This is a genomic window from Terrimonas ferruginea DSM 30193 (assembly GCF_000425585.1).
Lineage (GTDB): Bacteria > Bacteroidota > Bacteroidia > Chitinophagales > Chitinophagaceae > Terrimonas > Terrimonas ferruginea.
This window is the reverse complement of the sequence record NZ_AUDS01000015.1, coordinates 189948-211167: the sequence shown is the minus strand read 5'-3', so window position 1 is coordinate 211167 and position 21220 is coordinate 189948. Positions and strand designations below refer to the sequence as shown.

General features: G+C 48.5%; 19 protein-coding genes. 8 read left to right on the top strand and 11 right to left on the bottom strand.

What is annotated here, in order from left to right:
• Window positions 1-6: 6 nt before the first annotated feature.
• The 7 genes from H608_RS0106365 to H608_RS21480 all read right to left on the bottom strand — a co-directional run bounded on the left by H608_RS0106365 (window position 7) and on the right by H608_RS21480 (window position 10711).
• Complete coding sequence (locus H608_RS0106365; protein WP_028786939.1) at window positions 7-1014, bottom strand: 2-hydroxyacid dehydrogenase; 1008 nt, start codon at window positions 1012-1014, stop codon at window positions 7-9.
• A 48-nt stretch (window positions 1015-1062) separates the two neighbouring features.
• Window positions 1063-2172, bottom strand: coding sequence for a metallophosphoesterase (locus H608_RS0106360; protein ID WP_028786938.1), 1110 nt, complete (start codon window positions 2170-2172; stop codon window positions 1063-1065).
• 7 nt (window positions 2173-2179) lie between these two features.
• Window positions 2180-3094 (bottom strand): endonuclease/exonuclease/phosphatase family protein, encoded by a 915-nt coding sequence (locus H608_RS0106355; protein ID WP_028786937.1) that lies wholly within the window; start codon window positions 3092-3094, stop codon window positions 2180-2182.
• Window positions 3095-3200: 106 nt separating this feature from the next.
• On the bottom strand, window positions 3201-4601 hold the full coding sequence (locus H608_RS0106350; RefSeq protein ID WP_028786936.1) for an FAD-dependent oxidoreductase: 1401 nt from the start codon (window positions 4599-4601) through the stop codon (window positions 3201-3203).
• 19 nt (window positions 4602-4620) lie between these two features.
• On the bottom strand, window positions 4621-5892 hold the full coding sequence (locus tag H608_RS0106345; RefSeq protein ID WP_245565728.1) for an MFS transporter: 1272 nt from the start codon (window positions 5890-5892) through the stop codon (window positions 4621-4623).
• An 8-nt stretch (window positions 5893-5900) separates the two neighbouring features.
• Window positions 5901-7595, bottom strand: coding sequence for a RagB/SusD family nutrient uptake outer membrane protein (locus H608_RS0106340; RefSeq protein WP_028786934.1), 1695 nt, complete (start codon window positions 7593-7595; stop codon window positions 5901-5903).
• 5 nt (window positions 7596-7600) lie between these two features.
• On the bottom strand, window positions 7601-10711 hold the full coding sequence (locus H608_RS21480; RefSeq protein ID WP_081658808.1) for a SusC/RagA family TonB-linked outer membrane protein: 3111 nt from the start codon (window positions 10709-10711) through the stop codon (window positions 7601-7603).
• Window positions 10712-11112: 401 nt separating this feature from the next.
• On the opposite strand from H608_RS21480, the gene H608_RS0106330 reads away from it, so the two are divergent.
• Genes H608_RS0106330 through H608_RS21475 form a run of 4 tightly spaced genes read left to right on the top strand, consistent with a single transcriptional unit; the run spans window position 11113 to window position 13380 of the window.
• Complete coding sequence (locus H608_RS0106330; RefSeq protein WP_028786933.1) at window positions 11113-11880, top strand: DeoR/GlpR family DNA-binding transcription regulator; 768 nt, start codon at window positions 11113-11115, stop codon at window positions 11878-11880.
• Between the two features lie 18 nt (window positions 11881-11898).
• Window positions 11899-12285 (top strand): DUF1398 domain-containing protein, encoded by a 387-nt coding sequence (locus H608_RS0106325; RefSeq protein WP_028786932.1) that lies wholly within the window; start codon window positions 11899-11901, stop codon window positions 12283-12285.
• A gap of 32 nt (window positions 12286-12317) precedes the next feature.
• Window positions 12318-12887 (top strand): hypothetical protein, encoded by a 570-nt coding sequence (locus H608_RS0106320; RefSeq protein WP_028786931.1) that lies wholly within the window; start codon window positions 12318-12320, stop codon window positions 12885-12887.
• A gap of 10 nt (window positions 12888-12897) precedes the next feature.
• Complete coding sequence (locus H608_RS21475; protein WP_245565727.1) at window positions 12898-13380, top strand: DUF1572 family protein; 483 nt, start codon at window positions 12898-12900, stop codon at window positions 13378-13380.
• A 277-nt stretch (window positions 13381-13657) separates the two neighbouring features.
• On the opposite strand, the gene H608_RS0106310 is transcribed toward H608_RS21475, so the two are convergent.
• Entirely contained in the window at window positions 13658-14035 is a 378-nt protein-coding gene (locus H608_RS0106310) for a bleomycin resistance protein (RefSeq protein WP_028786930.1), read from the bottom strand.
• A gap of 59 nt (window positions 14036-14094) precedes the next feature.
• Between H608_RS0106310 and H608_RS0106305 the strand changes: the two genes are divergently transcribed.
• The 4 genes from H608_RS0106305 (at window position 14095) to H608_RS0106290 (ending at window position 16558) form a co-directional block, all read left to right on the top strand.
• On the top strand, window positions 14095-14481 hold the full coding sequence (locus tag H608_RS0106305) for a hypothetical protein (RefSeq protein ID WP_211227035.1): 387 nt from the start codon (window positions 14095-14097) through the stop codon (window positions 14479-14481).
• A gap of 100 nt (window positions 14482-14581) precedes the next feature.
• Window positions 14582-15439, top strand: a complete 858-nt coding sequence (locus H608_RS0106300) for a TraB/GumN family protein (protein ID WP_028786928.1) — start codon at window positions 14582-14584, stop codon at window positions 15437-15439.
• Window positions 15440-15450: 11 nt separating this feature from the next.
• Window positions 15451-15957: an RNA polymerase sigma factor gene (locus tag H608_RS0106295; RefSeq protein WP_028786927.1), complete on the top strand. Its 507-nt coding sequence runs from the start codon at window positions 15451-15453 to the stop codon at window positions 15955-15957.
• Window positions 15947-16558, top strand: coding sequence for a hypothetical protein (locus tag H608_RS0106290; protein ID WP_028786926.1), 612 nt, complete (start codon window positions 15947-15949; stop codon window positions 16556-16558). The genes H608_RS0106295 and H608_RS0106290 overlap by 11 nt, the downstream gene beginning before the upstream one ends.
• Window positions 16559-16656: 98 nt before the next feature.
• On the opposite strand, the gene H608_RS0106285 is transcribed toward H608_RS0106290, so the two are convergent.
• The 3 genes from H608_RS0106285 to H608_RS0106275 form a co-directional block, all read right to left on the bottom strand.
• Window positions 16657-18330 (bottom strand): glutamine--tRNA ligase/YqeY domain fusion protein, encoded by a 1674-nt coding sequence (locus H608_RS0106285; protein ID WP_028786925.1) that lies wholly within the window; start codon window positions 18328-18330, stop codon window positions 16657-16659.
• Between the two features lie 73 nt (window positions 18331-18403).
• A complete protein-coding gene (locus H608_RS0106280) occupies window positions 18404-18889 on the bottom strand; it encodes a hypothetical protein (RefSeq protein WP_155990070.1) in 486 nt (161 codons plus the stop codon).
• Window positions 18890-18963: 74 nt separating this feature from the next.
• Window positions 18964-21183 carry a T9SS type A sorting domain-containing protein gene (locus H608_RS0106275; RefSeq protein WP_028786923.1) on the bottom strand — a complete coding sequence of 740 codons (2220 nt, stop codon included), beginning with the start codon at window positions 21181-21183 and terminating at the stop codon, window positions 18964-18966.
• Window positions 21184-21220 lie beyond the last annotated feature (37 nt).

Sequence of the window (21220 nt, the reverse complement as noted above, 5' to 3'; positions counted from 1 at the left end):
ATTTTATTACTGGATGTAGCTGGATAAAATGTCGCGATTGGCAAGGCGAAGCGCACTGTGTTGTTTATGCACAAACCAGTTTTCCAGTACTTCATTCAGTATATCAACATGATGATCTTCCACTTCATGCGTGGCACCTGCAATATGCGGCGTTGCCAGTACATTGGGCAGGTCGATGATCTTATAGTCGAGCTCATCCGGCGGCTCATTGTCAAATACATCCAGGATGGCTCCCTGGATAGCGCCGGTTGACAACACCTCGTAAAGATCTTCCCGGTTTACCACTACCGCTCTTGCGGTGTTCACGAACAAGGCATCGGGTTTCATCCGTTGCAGCAGGTGCGCATCGACCATTCCTTTGGTATCGGCTGTTACGGGCAGGTGTATGGAAACGATATCACAAGTGCTGAAGAGTTCTTCGAGATTCATTTTTTCATAACCGGGAAAGGCGCCGGCTTCTACAAACGGATCATAGAAAGCGATGCGGCAGGGATAATGCTCGACCATGCGTGCGATCAACTGCCCGATCGCTCCAAAGCCTACCATGCCGATCTTTTTTCCGGCGAGCTCATTGCCTTTAAATTGCAGGTAAGAAGTATGGGCACCATGATCCCATTGGCGGTCTTTCAACCATTGTATAGCGGGCAGGGTGCGGCGGAGAAAAGTGATGACGTTGGCAATAAACAATTCTGCTACGGCCTGCGCATTTCTTGCCGGCGTATAAAATACAGGAATGCCGTGCGCGCTTGCAGCTTCGAGCGCCACATTGGAAGGTGTACCGCGGCATACGCCGATAAACTGCAGATGCGCATTTTTATTGATCACCGTGGCAGTCACATGATCGTGTTCCGTGATGAGTGCCTCGGCTTCGGTTTCGTATAAAAGTGCCAGCAATTCTTCTTCGTTGTAGGCACGGCCATTTTCTTTCCAGGGACGATAGATCACCTCACCCAGCCCCTGCTTCACATCAAACAATCCTTTTTCATGATAAGGGGCAGTTACAAGTACTCGCATATTTCTCATTAAATATTTTAAAAAATAGTCCGCCTTCGGCGGGACTGATCAGTCAAACTTCATCGTAAACTCATTGCGCACATCTTTCTTCCAGGCAAGTGATTGTGTGGAAGGTGAGATAGCGAACAAGGGTGAGAAGGTTTTTACCTTAACAGTTTTGCCATCGGGGAAAAACTCGAAGATGCGCAGCCAGCCATCTCCTCCATTCCCGTTACGGTGACCACCACCCATCGACTGTGCGTCGAACAATACCTGGTGCACGGTTTTGCCGGAGGCATTTTTATCCTGCCGGTAACCTTCACCTGAGATGTGCCCGCAAAGCACCATTTCAATATTCGAAGCGGGCTGCACGAGTTTTTCCCATATCTGTGTGCCGTTGTTGGCAAAGGGCATTTTGATGCGGTCAGATTTCTGGATTTTATTATCGATGGCAAAAGGTTCGTAGATGATCCAGCGGATTTCACCGGATGTGCGCTGATCCTTCTCACTGAGGAATGCGTGTGTGAGTAATACGATACGATGATCTTTGTATTGTTTCATCTCCGCTACCCGTCGCGCCCAGGCCAGCACCGTATCGCGCGGACCAAACTCAACGGTGATAAAGAGATAATCCTTTCCGTTCATCGACTTCAGTTCATAAGCGGAGTTCTCAATCGTCGGCTGCCCGGCTTCATTGGTCGTGTTCTGCACGATCAGTTTGCGGTTCTGCCAGTTTTTATCAATGGAGAAAAAATCATTGAACCTGGTATTGCGGTTACCCTGGCGATCGATGCTGTAATCATGATTGCCGGTAGCCGTGATATAGGGAACTTTGCCGTCGAGACGGGAAAATGCGCGCGCTGATGTTTCCCATTGACGTTGGGCAGACTGATCACCATCTTCGCCCCGGTTGATGATATCATTTTGTTCCACGAGGTCGCCGGTGCAAACCACCATCTTGATGTTGAGCGTATCGATATTGTCCTCGATCCAGGCCATCATCATGTCGAGCACGGGCTGGTTACGGTTCCATTTAACATAGTTCTGGATATCGGGTATCATGATCATGGACCATGATCCTTTTTGTTCCAGTGCGGGTTTGCTGTATTTCTCCTGTGCAAACAGCAGATTGCCGGTAAGCAACAACAACAAAAGCCAGCTTAGTTTTTTTGTTTTCATACACTGCTTATTCGATAATCAGATCGGTTTGTAAAAAATAATGATCGCTCGGATATTTACCCTTGATAGAATCCCTGATGATGCCTGCGGCAACAGACTTCACTTTTCCACGATACCATACAAAATCGATACGGCCCTTTGAAGCTCCTTTGGGATAATTTTCTCCGTTGAATTCATGGGTAGTGTATCCGGCTTCCACTTCTCCGTGAATGGTTTCATACGCTTCTTTCCAGGCCGCGGTTTTTATAGATGCAAATACCTCACTCTCACGGCGTGCATTGAAATCGCCCGCGAGCAGCTGCGGAAAACCGGGCTGATATTGCGCGCTTTCCTCCACCACCATTTTCAGTTGGCGGATCTTTGCATTTTCGGAAACGTGATCGAGATGCAGGTTCACCACCCTGAATTCTTTGCCGGTATTGCGTTCGCGCAGTCGCACCCAGTTGGCATGCCTGGCTCTCGCGGTGTCCCATGATTTGCTGCCCGCAACTAATGGAGTTTCAGAAAGCCAGTAAGTACCGGCGCCCAGCAGTTCATATCTTTCGCGGGAAAAAAGAATGGGATTTTTGGCGATACCGTGGTACCCTGTGGTATGTTCATCCATTTCAGGGCCATCAAATCCGAGCAGTTGAAAGTTTTTAAAATATTGACGGAAGTCTTCTGCCTGCACTGTCAGCACTTCCTGCAAGGCAATGATATCAGGCTTTTTGTTTTTTATAATTTGTAAACAAATGTCTTTTCGTTGCGGCCAGCCTACTCCTTTTTCCACGTCTTCATCTAAGGCAACGCGGATGTTTGCCGTGAGCAGGCGATGATATTTTTCCTGTTTACCATCTCCTGTATTTGCCCCAAACGATGGCAGCACGGGCAATAATGCAGCGGCACTCAGGCCTTTGATAAAATTTCTTCTGGTTGAACACATAGCGCGTGAATTGTGAATCGTGATCCCGATGCTTCGGGAGTCAATCGTCAATCGTGAATAGTGAATGGTGAATAGTGAATCAACCTTACACCTTCTCCCTTACACCTTATACCTTATACCTTACACCTTCTCTCAAATAAGCGCCCTTCTCTCTCAGTTCTTCCTGCAATTTCTTTACATCGATATCTGCCGGTTGAACGCCTTCGCGGATCGCCATCTTTGCCGCGCGGCCGGCTGCTTCGCCCATGGCCATGCAGGGCGCCATCACGCGGATGGCAGACATCGCTTCATGGGAGGTGGAAATGCAACGTCCCGCAACGATCAGGTTTTTCACCTGCTGCGGAATCAGTGAGCGGTAAGGAATATCATAACAGTCGCCACACCATTCCAATGTACAGCCACCTCCCTGCGGATGATGGATATCCAGCGGATAACTCGCTACAGCGATCGCATCATCAAAATGACGGCAGGACAAGATGTCTTCACGCGTCATGGTATATTGACCTTCTATGCGTCTGGTTTCGCGGATGCCGAGGAAGGGTGCGGTTTTGAGGAAGTAAGCATTTTCAAAACCCGGCACATATTTAATCAGGTATTCCTGGATATCGTGTATCTGGTTGCGGCCTTCTATCTCGCCATGCGAGAGGCTTCCGGGATCAGTTCCGTTTACGCCATTCACCCGTGTCATGTTCACCCACACTTCTCCTTTGCGTAAACCGGTGATCAGGATCGTTCTCTCGGTTGTTAAGGTCAGTCCGTCTTCCTGCGCTTTTTTTACGAGGTTGCGCATACCTACCAATACAAACTGGTTGTTTTGTCCGAAGTATTCGGCAGGTATGAAGTCCGTGAGGTAAGTGCGTGGTTCTTCCGCAACGCTGGTACGCAATTTTTCCGTGTCTACACCGCCCAGGCAGAACATCAGTGTCGGCGGTTGTACGCCGCCTTGTTCATTGCCATACTCGCAGGGAACGCCCGCTCGGTAAGCCACGTCGGCATCACCACTACAGTCGATGATCGTTTTGGCCAGCATCACTTCGCGGCCGGCTTTGCTTTCGATGATTACGCCTTTGAGCTCGTCTTCTTCTTTCACTACGCCTGCACAGAAGGCATAAAACAAGACATCTACTTTTGCTTCGGTCAGCATTTGCAGCGCTACGGTCTTTACTGCTTCCGGCTCTACCAGGGTAAGACTCATGTGCAGCGGACAGGGACGGTGTTCACTCGAAGCCTGCACGGCTTTCAGGCGATCGATCAGTTTTTGCGGCAGCCCTTTGATGATCTGGTTTCCTTTTTGTCCCAGAAAACCCAATATCGGCAAGCCGATGGTAAGGTTACCGCCTACAAAACTTCTGCTCTCGATTAACGTAACATCGAGTCCGTCTTCCGCTGCAGCCAGCGCGGCCATGATACCTGAAGGGCCACCGCCGATCACGAGTACATCTGTTTCTTTTCTTACCGGTATCTCTCTTGCCGGCTCCGTGATGGTATTCACTGTTGTATTTTTCATCTGATCGTATTTTTATAAATTATTTCACTACCGGTTGAACCGATGGCTTTTCGGGTCGCACCATGGTCCAGAGTATCAGTATGGCGATGGGATGCAGGAAAGCCATTGCCATAAATATTTTACCTGCACCCAATGTACCCATGAACTGCCCTACGAAATAGTTGAACAACACCGCGCCCAGTGCGCCGAAACCTCCGGCGATCCCCAATACACTCGCTACATTTTTCACCGGAAAAGCCTCTGCTACCACTACACTGATGGTAAATAACCAACTCAAACAAGCGATCGCCACGATGCTGAAAACCAGCAGGGTTGACCAGGCGCTGCTTAGGTAAGGCGTAAGCGCGCAAAGCGGACTTACACAGGCAACGGTAGTGAGCATGATCTTTCTTGCACGCAAGGGAGCATAACCTTTTCTTACCAATTTATCCGACCAGGCCGAAGTGCCGATAGCGCCCAGATCTGCGAATAAAAAAGGAATCCATCCAAACATGCCTACCTGTGCCAGGGTGAGACCTGATTGCTCCTGCAAGTAGCCCGGCAGCCAGAACAAACAGAAATACCAGACCGGGTCGCTCACAAAACGGATGAGCAAAATGCCCCAGAGGCTTTTTGTTTTCCAGAGATCTTTCCATTTGAAAGCAACCTCCTCCGCAACGGGTGCTGATCCGGTGGCTTCCTGTAAAATATCTTTTGGCGGATCGCGGTATACCAGCCGCCACAAGATGGCGATGAGTAAACCGATAGCACCCATGGCGATGAAAGCCGTCTGCCAGCTATAACTTATCGCGATCCAGGCAATGACCGGCGGAGCGATGATGGCACCAATCGAACTTCCTGCTACGCAAAGGCTATTGGCCGTGGCGCGGAGTTTTCCGGGAAACCATACCGTTACCACTTTCAATTGTGCGGGAAAATTTGTCGGCTCGGCCGCGCCAAGCAATCCTCTGAAAAAACCGAACTGTCCGATCGTGCGTGAAATACCGCCACCTATACAGGCAAGCGACCAGGTGATGATGCCGAAAAACATCACCAACCGCGCACCAAAGCGGTCAACCATCCATCCCGTTACCGGATACATTACTGCGTAACAGATGGTGAATATGTTCAGAATAACAGCATAACCGCTATCATCGAGGCTGAACTCCGCCTTGAGCACCGGTTTCAGGATCGATACAATCTGCCTGTCCACGTAATTGAATACGATGGCAATGAAGATCACGGCGATGATCAGCCAACGTCTTTTCGACGGCGGCATCTTCCATCTGCTTGCTGTTATTGCTTTAATCATTGCTTATATTAATAGCCTGGATTCTGTGTCAGGTTGCGGTTGATGATCACTTCTTTTGAAGGGATCGGCCACAGGTACTGACGTGTTTTGTCGAAGTTACGTGCTACCATCAGTTTGATGAGACCGGTGCTGTGCATGGGGCCAAAATCCGGCAGCCATTCGTCATCGATTTCCGTTACCGAAGGGAAAAACCAGAGTCCGCGATCCACCACTTTTGTTTTGAGATCATTGGGATCCAGCATGCCGTAGATCGGTTTGGTCAACACCTTCTCCGCTATTCTCCAACGGATGATGTCATCGAAGCGACGGTTTTCCCAGGCCAGCTCCACTCTTCTTTCATTGCGTAAAATTTTCCTGAGTGCCGGTTGCGTAGTTGCTGTTACCGCGGGATAACGTGTCGTTTCCGTGATCGCCACTTTATAAGCGCGTGCACGTACACGGTTGATGGCATCGCGGACAGACTGATCGATCTCGTTCAATTCAATTTTTGCTTCCGCATACATCAGCAGCACATCTGCATAGCGCATGATGCGGATATCAAAATCGGAACGTTTGTCATCGGACCATTCTTCGTCTACCCCTTTTTTCAACGCAAGGCCGTTGTAAGCGGCAAACTGGTCTACGCTGCGCGTGTCTTTGTTGCTGACCAATGCGCCGGTTGCGGTGTTCTGTACACGTATGCTGTACGGGTTGGGATCATAAATAAATCCAAGGAAAGGCGTATTGAATTCCACGATGGTCATCGCACAACGCGGATCACGGTTCACAAAAGGATTACGCGGATTGTATAAGGGTGACTCATCGATCGGTAAACCGTCGGTGCAGGAGAAGGCGGCAAACAATTCCCAGGAAGGTTGCGCTACCGCACCACCGCCGGGTGTACGCGGATAGAAATTGGTCGTGGCCCAAAACTGTCCCAGTGCCAGTGATTGGGGCAGAGCAAAAATTGTTTCGTTTGAATTACGTGTTCTGGATAAGAAATATTCAGCAAAGTCGGGATGCAGGCTGTAAACGTTCAGGTCCATACAACCTTTGGCAGCATCACGCGCCATGGCCCACTCGCCCATGTAAAGCGCGGTGCGTGCCTTGAAAGCATACGCAGCACCTTTGGTCGCTCTTTTCAATTCAGACGTACTGTAACTTACCGGAAGATTGGCGATGGCATAATCGAAATCGCTGTATACCTGTTGCAATACCGTATTCTTGTCGGTACGTCCGAGGCGGAACGCCGCTTCAATATCAATGTAATCAGTATAAAAGGGCACATCACCATACAGGAAAACCAAACGGCCATAGAACACCGCGCGCATGAAACGCGCTTCAGCCGCCAGTTGTTTCAGTTTGGTTTCTGAAATCTGTCCTGCTGCGTTATCAAGACTATTAAGAATCGTGTTGGCGCGGGTAATGCCTTTATATGTATTAAGCCAGGTATCCTCTGCCAAAGTCCACTCACTGGTTACAGAACCGGCTGCAAACGCATGCACCGCCTGGCGCTGGCTCCAGTTATCAGTCATCCGTTCTGTTTCAAGATTTTGTTCAAGCCCCCAGACGTAGGTCCTGTAGAGATCGTTTAGTGCGAGTGTGATCTCCGTTTCGTCGGAATACCAGTTTTCGCTTGAACCTTCCGACAGCGGATTCAGATCCAGTTTGGTGCAGGAATTAAGGAAGCATCCTGCGAGTAGAAGAAAAAATATCTTTTTCATGATCATTAGAATTTGATGGTTACACCGAAATTGTAAGAGCTGCTGATATAAGTGCTGTAAGTGGATTCAGGATCCCATCCCTTCGGCAGATGATTGATCGAAAACAGGTCTGTTACGGAAGCAAACAGGCGAACATTGTTCAGTTTTGCTTTGCGCGACAAACGCTGCGGAATGGAATAACCCAGCATTACATTCTTCAGCCGGAAATAAGCACCGTTCACCAACCAGAAATCAGAATTCACATAGTTGTTGTTTTCGGCGGCGGTATAAGAAAGACGCGGATAACGCACCTGTTCATTTCTTTCTTTGGAATTATACACGCTCCAGTAATCACCGTCGATGATTGCCGGCGCATTGGTCCAGGCGCTGAAGAAGGGTTTTACCATTTCAGGTGTCAGGCGGGAAGTTTGTTTGCCTACGCCCTGGAAAGCCAGCGCGATATCAAACCCTCTGTATTCTGCATTGATCATACCACTGTACAGAAAACGGGGCAGTGATCCGCCGAGTGGTACGCGGTCATAATCAGGTGTGATCTTGCCATCGGGTACGCCGTTGGGACCACTGATATCGCGGTACCTGATATCACCGGGCTTAACGGATGAATACAATTTCGGAGAACCGTTCACTTCCTCCTGTGTCTGGAACAATCCGTCGGATATATAACCAAACCATTCATTGTATTCGCTGCCCATGCGGATGATCTTGGCACCATCGAGTACGATACCGCCGAGGTCGCCCATTTTGGAACGGGAATCGGAAAGATTGAAAACAAAAGAATATTTCAGGCCGCGATAACGGTCACGCCAGCCGAGTTGGAAATCCCAGCCGTTGGTAAACATCTTACCTGTATTCTGCTGAGGGTTTTCGAAGCCCATGTAATCGGGGATCTCAAGCTCCAGCAACATGTCTTTTGTTTTCTTGCGAAACACTTCGCCCGAAACAGAAAGACGGTTGTTGAGGAAACTGGCGTCCACACCGAAGTTGGTGGTTTCGGTTATTTCCCAGGTAATATCGCGGATGGCGTAGGCGAATTGTGCAGCGGTGATCGCCGACACAGCCGTATTTCCCTGGTAAAATAAAGCGTTGGAGTAACCGATAGAAGACTGGTAAGGATAATCGCCGATGCGTTCGTTGCCCAACTGTCCCCACGCAGCACGTAATTTCAGGTGAGAAAAAATGCGGTTGTTGTCCATGAATTTCTCTTCCGACACTGTCCAGCCTGCGGATATCGAAGGAAAACTTCCCCAGCGGTAATCGGGATGAAAACGGGAGGAACCGTCATAGCGGATGTTTGCCTGCAGGAAATACTTGTTGTCGTAGTCATACATCAAACGGCCGAAATAAGAGCGGTAAGCCGTTTCGCTTGCATCGCCGGTATTGTTCATGTAATCCAGCGGGCCGAGATCGAGATAAGGAAAATTAGACAAGGTATAATTGGATGCTTTCGCGCCCAGATTTTCATTGAACGAATAAAAATCTTCATAACCGGCCAGCACATTCACGCGGTGAAAACCAAACTTCTTCTGGTAATTGGCCAGTAGCTGTTTGGTAAAGGTCTTTGCATCGTTGCGTGCTTCGGAGAGGTTCGTCGCCTGGTTGCCCGCGATAAAACCGGTGAACTGTGTAGGATCGTCGGCTGCAAACACTTTGATCTGTTTTACAAAACGTTTGGCTTTGGTACTGGCAAAATAAGGCGAGAAAACACCGGTGATAGTGAGTCCTTCAACTGGTTTAAACTGAAGAGAAGCGCGTCCCGTGAATTTGTTCTGCCAGCGGTTATCAAAACCACCGTAATGCAATTCAGCGTAAGCGTTGGAACCGTTCTTCCCTTCTGCCACGCGGCCATCCGCCCATGTGGCAGCGTAGATAGGTGCATAACGCTGCGCATCCCAGATCGGATTCAGCACGGGTTGTTTGGTCATCGAATAATTATAAGCGATATCAAACTGTGCGGTGATGTATTTATTAAAATTGAACGTATTGTTCAGGCGTGTCATGACGCGTTCGAAATTGAAATAATCATACAAGGCGTCGGCGCTTTCATAATTGATCGAAGCCTGCGTTTTTACTTTATCGGTTCCGGAAGAAAAGCTGAAGTAATGGCTTTGTCGCGGCGCTGTTTTGTTCATCAGCAGGTTGCGCCAATCGGTAACGGGATAACGGTTGGGATTGGTTTTGTTGTACTCCAGCCAGTTCTCTACATCGTCCTGCGTATACAGTGCGTACTCGCCGCCGGGCGTATTGCCGGCATCGTTCCAGGTAAACTCGTTAATCATTTCGAGGTAACGCTTCACGCCTACTACTTCGGGGAACTGGGTGGCTTTTTCAAAACCGAGGTTGGCGGTGTACTCGAAAGATTGCTGACCGGTTCTGGGGCGTTTGGTAGTGACGAGGATCACACCTGCAGCGGCGCGTGCGCCATAAATGGAAGCGGAAGCCGCATCTTTCAATACAGAAATATCCTGCACGTCGTCTGCATTTACATCGTCGAGGCTGTTAACGGGCACACCGTCTACGATCACGAGCGGGGCGCTGTTACCAATGGTGGTAACGCCGCGTACCAATATCGACGCGGAAGCACCCGGCAAGGTGTTGGTGCGGGTCACCATCACGCCGGGCATCGTGCCTTGTAATGCCTGTGAAATCTGTGTGGCGTTACGGTTGGCCAGTTCGGCGCCATCGATGTTGGACACGGAACCGATGAGGTCTTTTTTCTTCGCTACACCATAGCCAATGGCTACATACTCTTCGAGGCTTTTCACATCACCCTGAAGCATGACATTAATAATGGTGTTGCCTTCGAAGGCCACCTCTTCTGTCTTTTTTCCTACGTAGGAAAAAACGAGTGTACCGGAAGTAGCGGAAGTGTTGAGCGAATAATCGCCTTTGTCATTGGTTTGCGTGTTGAGCGCGGTGCCTTTGAGATTAACGCTCACGCCGCTGATGGGCTGACCGGTTTCATCTGTTACATTTCCTTTCAATGCCGGCGTATTACCCGGCTGTGCGAAAGAAATGGATGAAAAAAGTAAAATGCCCGCCCAGAAAAGGAATAATGTCTTGAAGGCTTTTTGCCAGGCACCCGGCGGCAGGGCGACAGTGCAGTAATTTTTTTTCATAACAGCTTAGTTTTTAGTTGTTACTAATTTTCTATACCCGATAACTCCTTATTTTTTGTTTCATTTTGTTTAATAAAGAATCATTTCAGGCAAAGAAATGCTCGCCATTTAAACAAATTGTTACCAGCCAATGAACAAATCATTAGGAAAACAGGCATAGAAAAGAGCAATCGTCCCTTTTAAAGTCAAAAAAATAACTGACCTTAGCTTTCAGTAGCAACAGGGATTGGAACCAAATGTAACAAAGTTTAACTTAAATAAACAAAAAATAATAAAATAAAACCTTTTGAAAGTTCGAGGAGAAGGAATAATGCGGGCAGTTTTACCAAATAGTAAAGTCTATGTAAGACTTTTAAAATATTGAAAAATAATAACATTTTTGCTGAACCAAACTTTATCGCGTGAAAACGATTACAGATCGCCATCAATTTATTTTAAAGAAGCTCCAGGAGAAAGGAAAAGTAAGCATCCCCCAACTGGTGGATGAAATGCAGGTAAGCGGCGTTACCATCCGCAAGGACTTGAAACTGCTGGAAGAAAAGAAACTCCTGTTTCGCACGCGTGGCGGAGGTTCCGTTGACAATCCGTACGCCATCGAGCGTCCCATCAATGAAAAGGAATTTATCCGCGCCGATGAAAAGAAAAAAATCGCCGCCGCAGCGCTTGGTCTCATCGGTCAAAATGATTCCATCATCATTGGCTCGGGTACCACCGTATTTGAAGTAGCGCGCCAGCTTTATCCCGAAAAAAGAATCGTCGTCATTACACCCGCACTGAAAGTGTCGCTCGAACTTTGTAACCGTCCCAATGTAGAAGTACTGCAATTGGGCGGGCTCGTACATCAGAGCTCCTCCTCTGCTGCCGGTTCGTTTGCAGAAAAAATCCTGGACGAACTTTCCTGCGGCGTTTTATTTATCGGCGTTGACGGCATCGATCTTGAACACGGACTCAGCATTACCAACATCATGGAAGCAAGCCTGAACCAGAAAATGATCGGCCTTGCACAAACCGTAGTGGTATTGGCCGACAGTTCAAAGTTTGATCGTCGCGGGCTTGGCAAGATCTGCAACCTCGACCAGATCGATTATATTATTACCGACAGCGAAGTAAGCCGCGAAGTAGTGAACAAAATCGAGAAAGCAGGTGTAAGGGTTATTATTGCAGAATAATGCTTTAAAAAAAAACACATGTTTACCATTGACCAAATCCGGCAGGCACATAGTAAAGTGCAATCCGGCGCTGATTTCCCTTCTTATATTAAGGAGATTAAAAACCTCGGCGTAACACATTACGAAGTATACGTTGCCGATGGCCGGGCAGACTATCATGGCAATGATAACACGGCAAGCTGGCCTTCGAAATATGCGGCTTTGTCCGTCGCCAACACGCCCGACAGGGAACATTTTCTTTCCATCCTGAAAGCGCATCAGCAGGGACAATCCGATTATCCCACCTTCTGCCGGCAATGCGCGGAAACAGGTGTATACAAGTGGATCGTTTCGCTTACAGACATGACCTGTACTTATTACGACCAGGCCGGCAACCAGTTGCTGACCGAACATATTCCCGGATAAGTAAGCTCACTTGCGTTAACTTAGCAGGTGTCATGCCCGGCCTCGATACGATATTACAATACACCCTTCCGGCTACGCCCCAATGGTCGATTTTCGGCAGCGCAGATGAGTTTAATAACTTACCGGATGCGACCAAAGACCAGGTTTCCTTCCTGAATAAGAAGGCCACGGATTACCTGTCAGACCTTTTGCATACAGCCAGGCTGATTACCGGCGGTGGTTGGGAACCGTTTCAGCAAAACTTTAAAATGGTCGAGACATTTGACCAATTCTACGCTGATGATGAAAGCCGCCAATTACTAAAAAAATGGTTGTACCATCGCGGCATTCCTTTTTCCAACCAGGTATTTTTATTGCAGACAAATGAAAATGCCGTTGTCACCACGTGGAAAATGATCCTTCGTTACTCACCTTTTATTTTCCCCGGGGACGATGTGGCCATATTCGATCAAACACTTAATTGGTGTTTGTTTTTTTACCATGAAAACAAACTCTTCTTCGTCCGTGACCGCCTTTATGATCCGGCGGAAGATGAGCAACGCATGCAGGAACTGAACGAGCGCAAAAAGAAATACCCGCAGTTCCGGCATCCTTATTTTTAAAATGCAAGCCATGAGTTATCTGAACAGTGTCACTGCTCAATTAAAGTATTACAAAACACTTGCTGAAAAGGCGATGGAGCAATTGCCGGATGAAAAACTATACTGGCAATTTAACGAAGAAAGCAACAGCATTGCCACGATCGTCCGGCACATGTCGGGCAACATGATCTCCCGTTTCACCGATTTTCTGGTGAGTGACGGAGAAAAATCCTGGCGTAAGCGTGATGAGGAATTTGAAAATCCTGTTTTCACCCGCGAAGAGTTGATGACCATCTGGGAAAAGGGCTGGCAATGTGTGCTGGATACGCTGGCTACACTCGACGAATCCCATTTAGAAAACATCGTGTATATAAGAAACGAAGCACACACCGTTACCGAAGCGTTGAACAGGCAGTTGGCGCATTATCCGTATCATGTAGGCCAGATCGTGTACATAGCCAGGATGGCGGCGAATGAACGGTGGAATAGTTTGACGATACCGAGGAAGAGGTGAATGGTGAATGGTGAATGGTGAATGGTGAATGGTGAATGGTGAATCGTCAATCGTCAATCGTCAATAACGCGCCCTGAGGCTCTCGAAGGGACGTCAATCGTCAATAACGCTCCCGAGGCTTCGGGACTGAGGCCGATACTTCGGCCTCTCGAAGGGACATCAATCGTCAATAACGCTCCCTGAGGCTCTCGAAGGGACGTCAATCGTCAATAACGCTCCCTGAGGCTCTCGAAGGGGCGTCGCCAGCTGTTTCACTTACACATTTCCACATTGGCTGTTAAAACCCACCACCCTGTTCCTCCACCGACTGGCCAAAGGTCAGCAGATTATGATCGGGATCGAGGAGTGAGAACTCCATCTGTCCCCAGGGCTTGGCATGCAAATGTCCCGCCTCGGGCATGCGAATATTTCGCTCGAGCGCGCTTTCATACCAATCAATAATATTATCGGTACGGATATAGATCTGGCCGTAATTCTCCAGCGGGTTGAGGTCTTTGAATAAGAAGAAATGAATTTCTATATCATCCTTTTTCAAGATCAGGTATTCCGGATAGTCGGCTGCGCCTATGTCTTCAAATCCCAGTTTATTCAAATAAAACTCGCGCGTAACGGCTTTGTCGCGCATCGGTATTTTCGGATTAACAGCGGTAAGCATGCTGAATAGTTTGCTGAAAAGATACGATTTTCATGCCATGACAAGCCTCCCTTTGTCGCATGATGCACATCAACTGGTGTGAACGTTCATTTGCTGATATTTGGATCATGTATGTGCATCGCCGGCTCTGGTTTATCAGGCTCCTCCATACGATCATCTGGATTTTCTTCAATATAGTGATCGGATACATGTTGTACGCTGTCATCGCCAACCGTCTCGACACCTTGCTGTGGGTTTGTTATGCGCTGGTGGCCGCCGAAGGGTTGATATTATGGTTGTGCGGCTGGCAATGTCCGCTCACCCTGCTGGCCCGCAGGTATTCGCATTCGTCCAAAGATAATTTCGATATTTTCCTTCCCGTATGGCTCGCTAAATACACCAAGACTATTTATACCAGCCTGACGATGGTTATTCTTCTTTTAACATTGTATCGTGTTTTAACCTGAGCACTTTTTCAAAAAAAACTGTCTGTCGCTGTAACAAATGTGTTTCGTCGCCAACTTACTGTTTAAACAAGCAACGTTTACACCCAAAAAAGAATGAGCGATGAAAAAATGGATTTGCCTGCTGCTCGCTGCCACACTCGGCTTAACCAGCATTTGTTCCGGCCAAAAAAATAAAAAAAGTCTGCTGTGGGAAATTTCGGGCAACGGCCTGAAAGAGTCGTCCTACCTGCTGGGCACCTTTCACCTGTTATGTGAAAAGGACTTTGAATTAAAGCCAAAAGTCGTATCAACATTATCCAAAATAAAAAAATTCGTAACCGAGATCGATTACACCGATCCCAAAGAAATGCAGGCCATGGCCGCCGCTCCGAAAGCTGAAAAAACACTGACGTCGCAGCTTTCCCCTGATGAAGCAACGCACTTGAATGAAGTATTGAAATCCTATGGCACCACGCTCGCTGAAATGGACACATTTAATACACAGTCCCTTTATTCATTGCTGGCCAAAAAAGCGATTACCTGTCCGGCCACGGAAGTAAAAATGTATGAAGTGGAATTATTGCGGCTCGCATTGGCTACCGGCAAAAAAACCGGCGGGCTGGAAAAAATAGCTTACCAGATGGATGCATTGGCAAAATCGTACGACCTCAAAGAAGCAATCCGCCAGCTATCAGCAGGTGACCTGTATGAAAAGCTTACACAAAAGATGATCCGCGCATTCAAAAATGAAGACCTTCCCGAACTCGACAAACTGCTCAAAGACAAAAGACTGATGAATGACAGCCAGGAATACTGGATGCTCACCGACAGAAATCAGAACTGGGCAAGCGACATGCCCGCGATGATGCAGACGGAAAGTATTTTATTTGCAGTCGGAGCCGGTCACCTGATGGGAGAGAAAGGACTGATTGAACTGCTGCGTGCAAAAGGATATACAGTAAAACCGGTTTTCCAATAAACATAATCGACGTGGATCAACTAACAGAACAGGAGTTTTTACGACTGATAGAAAAGCACAAAGGTATTCTGCACAAAGTGGCCAGGATGTACATGGATACCCCGCAGGACCGGGAGGATCTGCACCAGGAGATCATCATCCAGCTCTGGAAGTCATGTAACAGTTTTAAAGGTAATAGTGAGTTTTCGTCGTGGATGTATCGCGTAGCCATCAACACCGCCATTTCTTATTTCAGGAAGGAAAAAAAGAGAAATGATACGGTTGCTTATGAGCAGGCCGGAGAACCGGAAAACGAAAACTACGATCCTGCCAGAGACAGGCAACTGGAAATATTTTACCAGGCCGTACAACAATTAAATCCGGTGGAGAAGGCGCTCATCTTCTATTTCATGGAAGGATTGTCGCACCGCGAAACCGCCGCCCACCTGGGTATCAGTGAAGTAAACGTCCGGGTAAAACTGAACCGGACCAAGGAAAAACTACAGCTCATCATTAAACAATCAGGTTATGAATCTTGACGAATTAAAATCCGCCTGGAACACTGAAAAGACGGACGACGTACATATCCCTTCACGTATGGAACAATTAAGAAAAGCCAATCATCCGCTCGACAAGCTGAAACGTAATATGCGCAACGAATGGTACATGCAGTTGCTGGCATTGCTGGCATTGGGGCTTGTACCGTTCTTTTCCGACCTGCACGCTTCTACTTATATAATTTATTATGCCGCTTACGCCATGTGCCTGATCGTATCTGCTTATTACCTCACCGTATTCCGCCGCTTTTATCAGCAGGTCAATCATTATACGGCGGACACCAAAGACAACCTGACGGAAATCTATTATCAATTCCGTCTGAATATGGAACGTTACCATTCATTCGGATTCCTGCTGATACCGCTGGTGCTCGTCTGGGGAAGCGCGTCCGTTTACAGCAAACTGTTGCAATCCGGGCGGGATTTCTCAACGCTTACACCCACATTAAAGTATTCGCTGCTGATTCTTGCTGTAGGAATTACTGCGCTGATGGTATTGGCCATGCCGGCATGGACCAGGTTTTATTATGGAAAATATACGCGGCAATTGAAGCAGGTGCTGGATGAATTGAAAGAAGAGTGAAACGATAATAAGTGAATAAGCCAATAAGTGAATGGCGCGCTCTGAAGTTCCCGACGGGTTACCTTTGGAATAAAAAAAGCTCCCAATGGGAGCTTTTTTTATTTCGCTTTCCAGCCATCTTTCAATCCTACCGTGCGATTGAAGACCATGCCGCTGGTGCTGCTGTCTTTGTCCAATACAAAATATCCTTTGCGGATAAATTGATACGCTTCACCAAATACGGCATTGCGCATCGCAGGTTCCATATAAGCAGCTTTCACGAGTGTCAGCGAATCGGGATTAATGTATTCTTTGAAATCACCTTCTTCTGAAGACGGGTCTTCCACACGGAAGAGCCGGTCATATAAACGCAATTCCGCTGTCACGGCATGCTTCACACTTACCCAGTGCAAGGTTCCTTTCACATTGATACCCGATGTATCTGCACCGCTTTTGCTTTCGGGGATATAAGAGCAACGAAGTTCCGTTACATGACCATCTGCATCTTTTATCACCTCATCGCAACGGATGATATAAGCGCTTTTCAGGCGCACCATTTGTCCGGGTGCGAGACGGAAATATTTCTTCGGCGGATTTTCCATAAAATCTTCGCGCTCGATATAAAGTTCATTGGAGAACGGCACTTCGCGCTCGCCACCTGCCGGATCTTCCGGGTTGTTCTCGCTGTGCAGGATCTCTTCGCCGGCATCGCCGCCGTTGTAGTTGGTGATCACCACCTTCAGCGGGTCGAACACCACCATCCGTCGCAGGGCTGTTTTATTAAGGTCTTCGCGCACGAAAAATTCCACGAGACCGAGGTCAACGCTGTTTTCACGTTTGGCAATACCTACCCTGTCACAAAACTCACGTAAAGCAGACGCCGTATAACCGCGGCGGCGCATTCCGCTGATAGTAGGCATACGCGGATCATCCCAGCCGTTTACATGCTTTTCATTCACCAGTTGAAGCAGTTTGCGCTTGCTCATCACGGTATAGGTGAGGTTACGGCGCGCAAATTCATATTGGTGCGAAGGATAAATCCCCAGTTGCTCAATAAACCAATCGTACAACTCGCGGTGAGGTACAAATTCCAGCGTACAGATCGAGTGCGTTACTTCTTCGATCGCATCACTTTGTCCGTGTGCGAAGTCATACATCGGGTAAATGCACCATTTATCGCCTGTACGGTGATGGTGTGCATGTTTGATGCGGTACATGATCGGATCGCGCATCAGCATGTTGGTGTGCGCCATATCGATCTTTGCACGCAAGGTGCGGCTGCCATCGGCAAACTCACCGTTACGCATGCGTTGAAACAGATCGAGGTTCTCTTCTATTGAACGATTGCGGTACGGGCTGTTTTTGCCGGGCTCAGTGGGCGTACCTTTCAATGTCGCGATCTCTTCGCTGGTACTGTCGTCTACATAAGCCAGTCCTTTATTGATCAGTTGAATGGCAAACCCGTAGAGCTGATCGAAGTAATCAGACGCATAGAGTTCATTTTTCCATTCAAAGCCCAGCCATCTGACATCATCCTTGATGCTTTCCACATACTCGGTGTCTTCTGTTGTAGGATTGGTATCGTCAAAACGGAGATTGGTATAACCTCCGTACTTCTTGGTAAGACCAAAGTTGAGACAGATGCTGGTAGCATGTCCGATATGAAGATAACCGTTGGGTTCGGGCGGAAAGCGCGTGACAATGCTTTTATACTTACCGCTTTTCAGGTCGTCTTCAATGATTTCCTCCAGGAAATTGAGGCTTCTTTCTTCTTTTTTAAGTTCTTCTGACATAATGCGCGAAGATACAACAGAAAATGGCATAAAAAGGCCCGCATAAAGCGGGCCCCTGGTGTGGTTTATTCTGTCAACTATGCGATATCGTGGCAAATGCCGGTTTCTTACGTTTCATAAAATTACCGATATCATCCTGGAGGTGCTTGCTTCTGAGCGACCAGAATTCCGGTGGCGGCAGAGACTCCCCTTTTCTTTTGTAGCTGACTTTCCGCGTGGTACTATCGCTCTCAAAATAAACGGCTGCATCATCGGGGCGTACCGAATGCTCCAGATCCAGTACAAGTTTGGCGGTCTGTATCTGGCGGCCATCGTTCAGTTCCAGTTTAAAACCGGCACCTGATCGGTGGATACGCCGGATCTTTCCGGCTTCAACAATTTCCAGCTCCGACGACAACGAACGCAGGCTCTCTTTCACCTGCGCAGCTCCGCTCATCTCCGGATTTTGGATCAAAACTAATTTTTTCTGTTGGTCATTGCCGGCCATTACACGTGCAGGTGCAAGGGCCAGTACGGGCATAATAAGCCCTGTCTGGTAAAGAAAATCACGACGGCGCATAACGTTGGACGATTTTTGGTAAAGAGGCCGGGACGGCTAAATACCGGCCTCTTTTATGGACGAAAAATACAATATTATTTCACAAGTTTGTACGTAGCGGATTGTCCGCCGTACACGGCACTGAGTACATAAGTACCGCTTGCCAATCCCGATACTTCGGGCAGGATCAGCGTGCTGAAGCCACGCGGTGCATCTATGCTGCGGCTTACCATCACACGGCCCGTGATATCGGTGATCCTTACCAGTACCTTGCCGGCTGCAGGCAGGTTCAATCCAAGCTGCAACTGATCACGGAATGGGTTAGGACTCACGCGCGTCAGGAAACGTGCGGCCTGGTCAGGCGTCATGATGACTACATCGCTGTACTCCACCGCACCGGAAAGACTGACGATTTTGAGGCGGTAGTACAGGCGGGCAGCACCCGTGGCATCTGTATCGAGCCACATATAATTGCGCACACTCACACCCGCGCCGCCATTGAGACGTCCGAGCGCAGTATAGTTGATACCATCCAGGCTCTTCTCTACCTCGAAATAATCGTGGTTCACTTCCGCAGCGGTCTGCCATTGCAGCAGCACATCACTTCCCTGCCAGTTGCCACTGAAGAAGTTCAGTTGCACAGGCAGCGGGTTAGAACCGGTTTGGATAATGAAACCGCTGAAGCCTGTTACATCGAATGTTACTTCCCAGCGCGATGCTGTGGCATTCCATACGATGTTGGCATCAACCGGATCGATCACGGTGCGCTGACCGGTATAAGACGCGGGCAGACCTGTTCCGTTGTTGGTCTGGCCTGCATATTTTCCTACACGCAGGTTGGCTTTGCCCGTGTTGTCTGAAGGACCTGTTGGTAATTGCGGGCCTCCGCCAACAGCGGTATTGAAGGCGTTGAATTCAGCCTGTGTGAAATAAAGCGTCACAGTACCTGTTGCAGTAGCCGCGTTGGCTGTCGGGGTGATCTCGTAGTGACGTGCCACAAAAGGCTGACCAGCCACTGTAGGTACCGAACCTTCGATCCATACTCTTGCATTGACGTTACCGGTTATCGGTGAGCCGCCCGTTGCCTGCACACGTGTTATCAATGCGCAGGACCCGCCGTAGAACAAGCCATCCGGTGGTATTGTCTGCGTTACATTCTGTGCTGTGCCGGGCAATGTTGCCACAGTAACAGTAAGCAAAGCACCAGTACTGTTTACAGACCCGCATGAGTTGGTTACCACAGCACGGTAGTAACGACCATTGAATCCGGTTACATCAGAAATAGTGAGCGTGTTAGTAGTCGCACCGCTGTATACGCCGCCATCGGTGATATTGTTCGGCGTAGTGAATCCTGCATCGGTAGCCCACTGCCATGCATAAGTTGGAGCCGGAGTACCGGTAGCAGCAACGGTAAATGTAGCCGAGCGACCTGAACAGGTAGACACGGCAGCAGGTTGTGTCCCTATTACAACCGGTGAATTTACCAGGTAGGTACATTTAGCCGATGTTGTGCCGATTGCATAAGCGGTATTCGTCAGTAGCCAGTTTGCCGGGTTATTAATGGCCGTAAGATAGGCCGACGGACAGGTAGCGCCCGCAACGGTGCAATTATATTTTCCGTTATCCGATTCAACATCGGCTACTGATATAAAAACAGCCGTATTGCCACCAGAGAGCCCCGGAGGCATGCTGCTTTCGTTGCCACCAGTAGCTGCCGGGCCGTCCCATGCGGCGGCATTGCTTGTGCCCACAATTACGTTTGCGTGCAGACCGGCGATAAAGCGGCGGGTGCCGTCGTCGTAATTACCGGCCGGGCCTCCTACCGGACCAGTCTGGTAAATCAATACCTGGTCACCTGCGGTTGAAAACTCCATATTATCGGAAGTGGCTCTGGTTGCCGGAGTTCCAAGTTGAACGGTTCCCGCCTCATCGGAATAAGCGGTCCAGGTAACAATGGGATCTACATATGTGGAAATAAAAAAAACTTCAGCTCCCTGTGCGATGCCTGCAGCGGGAACAGTCCACCGGATGGTACCTTCGGTATTAACGATAAACGCGTTGCCCGAACCACTCCACCCGCGGTCGGTGATGTAGAGCACTGTGCCGGCAGCGAGACCACCGGGCTTTAATACCACAAATGAAAAACGATCCTCACGGTTTGTCGTTCCGCCAAACTGGTTATTCGACAGATCAAGATCACTCTGGTAACTCGTAAAAGCGAGATCGCCTGCAGCCAGGTTGTTTTGAGCAATCATGTTATTGCTGAAAAACAACGACCCGCAAAGCGCCAGAAAAGACAGGTAGAATTTATTCATAAAATCAAGGTTTAGATGTGCGTTTAATAAATAGGTA

Coding starts and splice junctions, on each gene's coding strand:
- H608_RS0106365 (WP_028786939.1), bottom strand. CDS start 1,014: ATGCGAGTACTTGTAACTGCCCCTTATCATGAAAAAGGATTGTTTGAT.
- H608_RS0106360 (WP_028786938.1), bottom strand. CDS start 2,172: ATGAAAACAAAAAAACTAAGCTGGCTTTTGTTGTTGTTGCTTACCGGC.
- H608_RS0106355 (WP_028786937.1), bottom strand. CDS start 3,094: ATGTGTTCAACCAGAAGAAATTTTATCAAAGGCCTGAGTGCCGCTGCA.
- H608_RS0106350 (WP_028786936.1), bottom strand. CDS start 4,601: ATGAAAAATACAACAGTGAATACCATCACGGAGCCGGCAAGAGAGATA.
- H608_RS0106345 (WP_245565728.1), bottom strand. CDS start 5,892: ATGATTAAAGCAATAACAGCAAGCAGATGGAAGATGCCGCCGTCGAAA.
- H608_RS0106340 (WP_028786934.1), bottom strand. CDS start 7,595: ATGAAAAAGATATTTTTTCTTCTACTCGCAGGATGCTTCCTTAATTCC.
- H608_RS21480 (WP_081658808.1), bottom strand. CDS start 10,711: ATGAAAAAAAATTACTGCACTGTCGCCCTGCCGCCGGGTGCCTGGCAA.
- H608_RS0106325 (WP_028786932.1), top strand. CDS start 11,899: ATGTTTACCATTGACCAAATCCGGCAGGCACATAGTAAAGTGCAATCC.
- H608_RS0106320 (WP_028786931.1), top strand. CDS start 12,318: ATGCCCGGCCTCGATACGATATTACAATACACCCTTCCGGCTACGCCC.
- H608_RS21475 (WP_245565727.1), top strand. CDS start 12,898: ATGAGTTATCTGAACAGTGTCACTGCTCAATTAAAGTATTACAAAACA.
- H608_RS0106310 (WP_028786930.1), bottom strand. CDS start 14,035: ATGCTTACCGCTGTTAATCCGAAAATACCGATGCGCGACAAAGCCGTT.
- H608_RS0106305 (WP_211227035.1), top strand. CDS start 14,095: ATGATGCACATCAACTGGTGTGAACGTTCATTTGCTGATATTTGGATC.
- H608_RS0106300 (WP_028786928.1), top strand. CDS start 14,582: ATGAAAAAATGGATTTGCCTGCTGCTCGCTGCCACACTCGGCTTAACC.
- H608_RS0106290 (WP_028786926.1), top strand. CDS start 15,947: ATGAATCTTGACGAATTAAAATCCGCCTGGAACACTGAAAAGACGGAC.
- H608_RS0106285 (WP_028786925.1), bottom strand. CDS start 18,330: ATGTCAGAAGAACTTAAAAAAGAAGAAAGAAGCCTCAATTTCCTGGAG.
- H608_RS0106280 (WP_155990070.1), bottom strand. CDS start 18,889: ATGCGCCGTCGTGATTTTCTTTACCAGACAGGGCTTATTATGCCCGTA.
- H608_RS0106275 (WP_028786923.1), bottom strand. CDS start 21,183: ATGAATAAATTCTACCTGTCTTTTCTGGCGCTTTGCGGGTCGTTGTTT.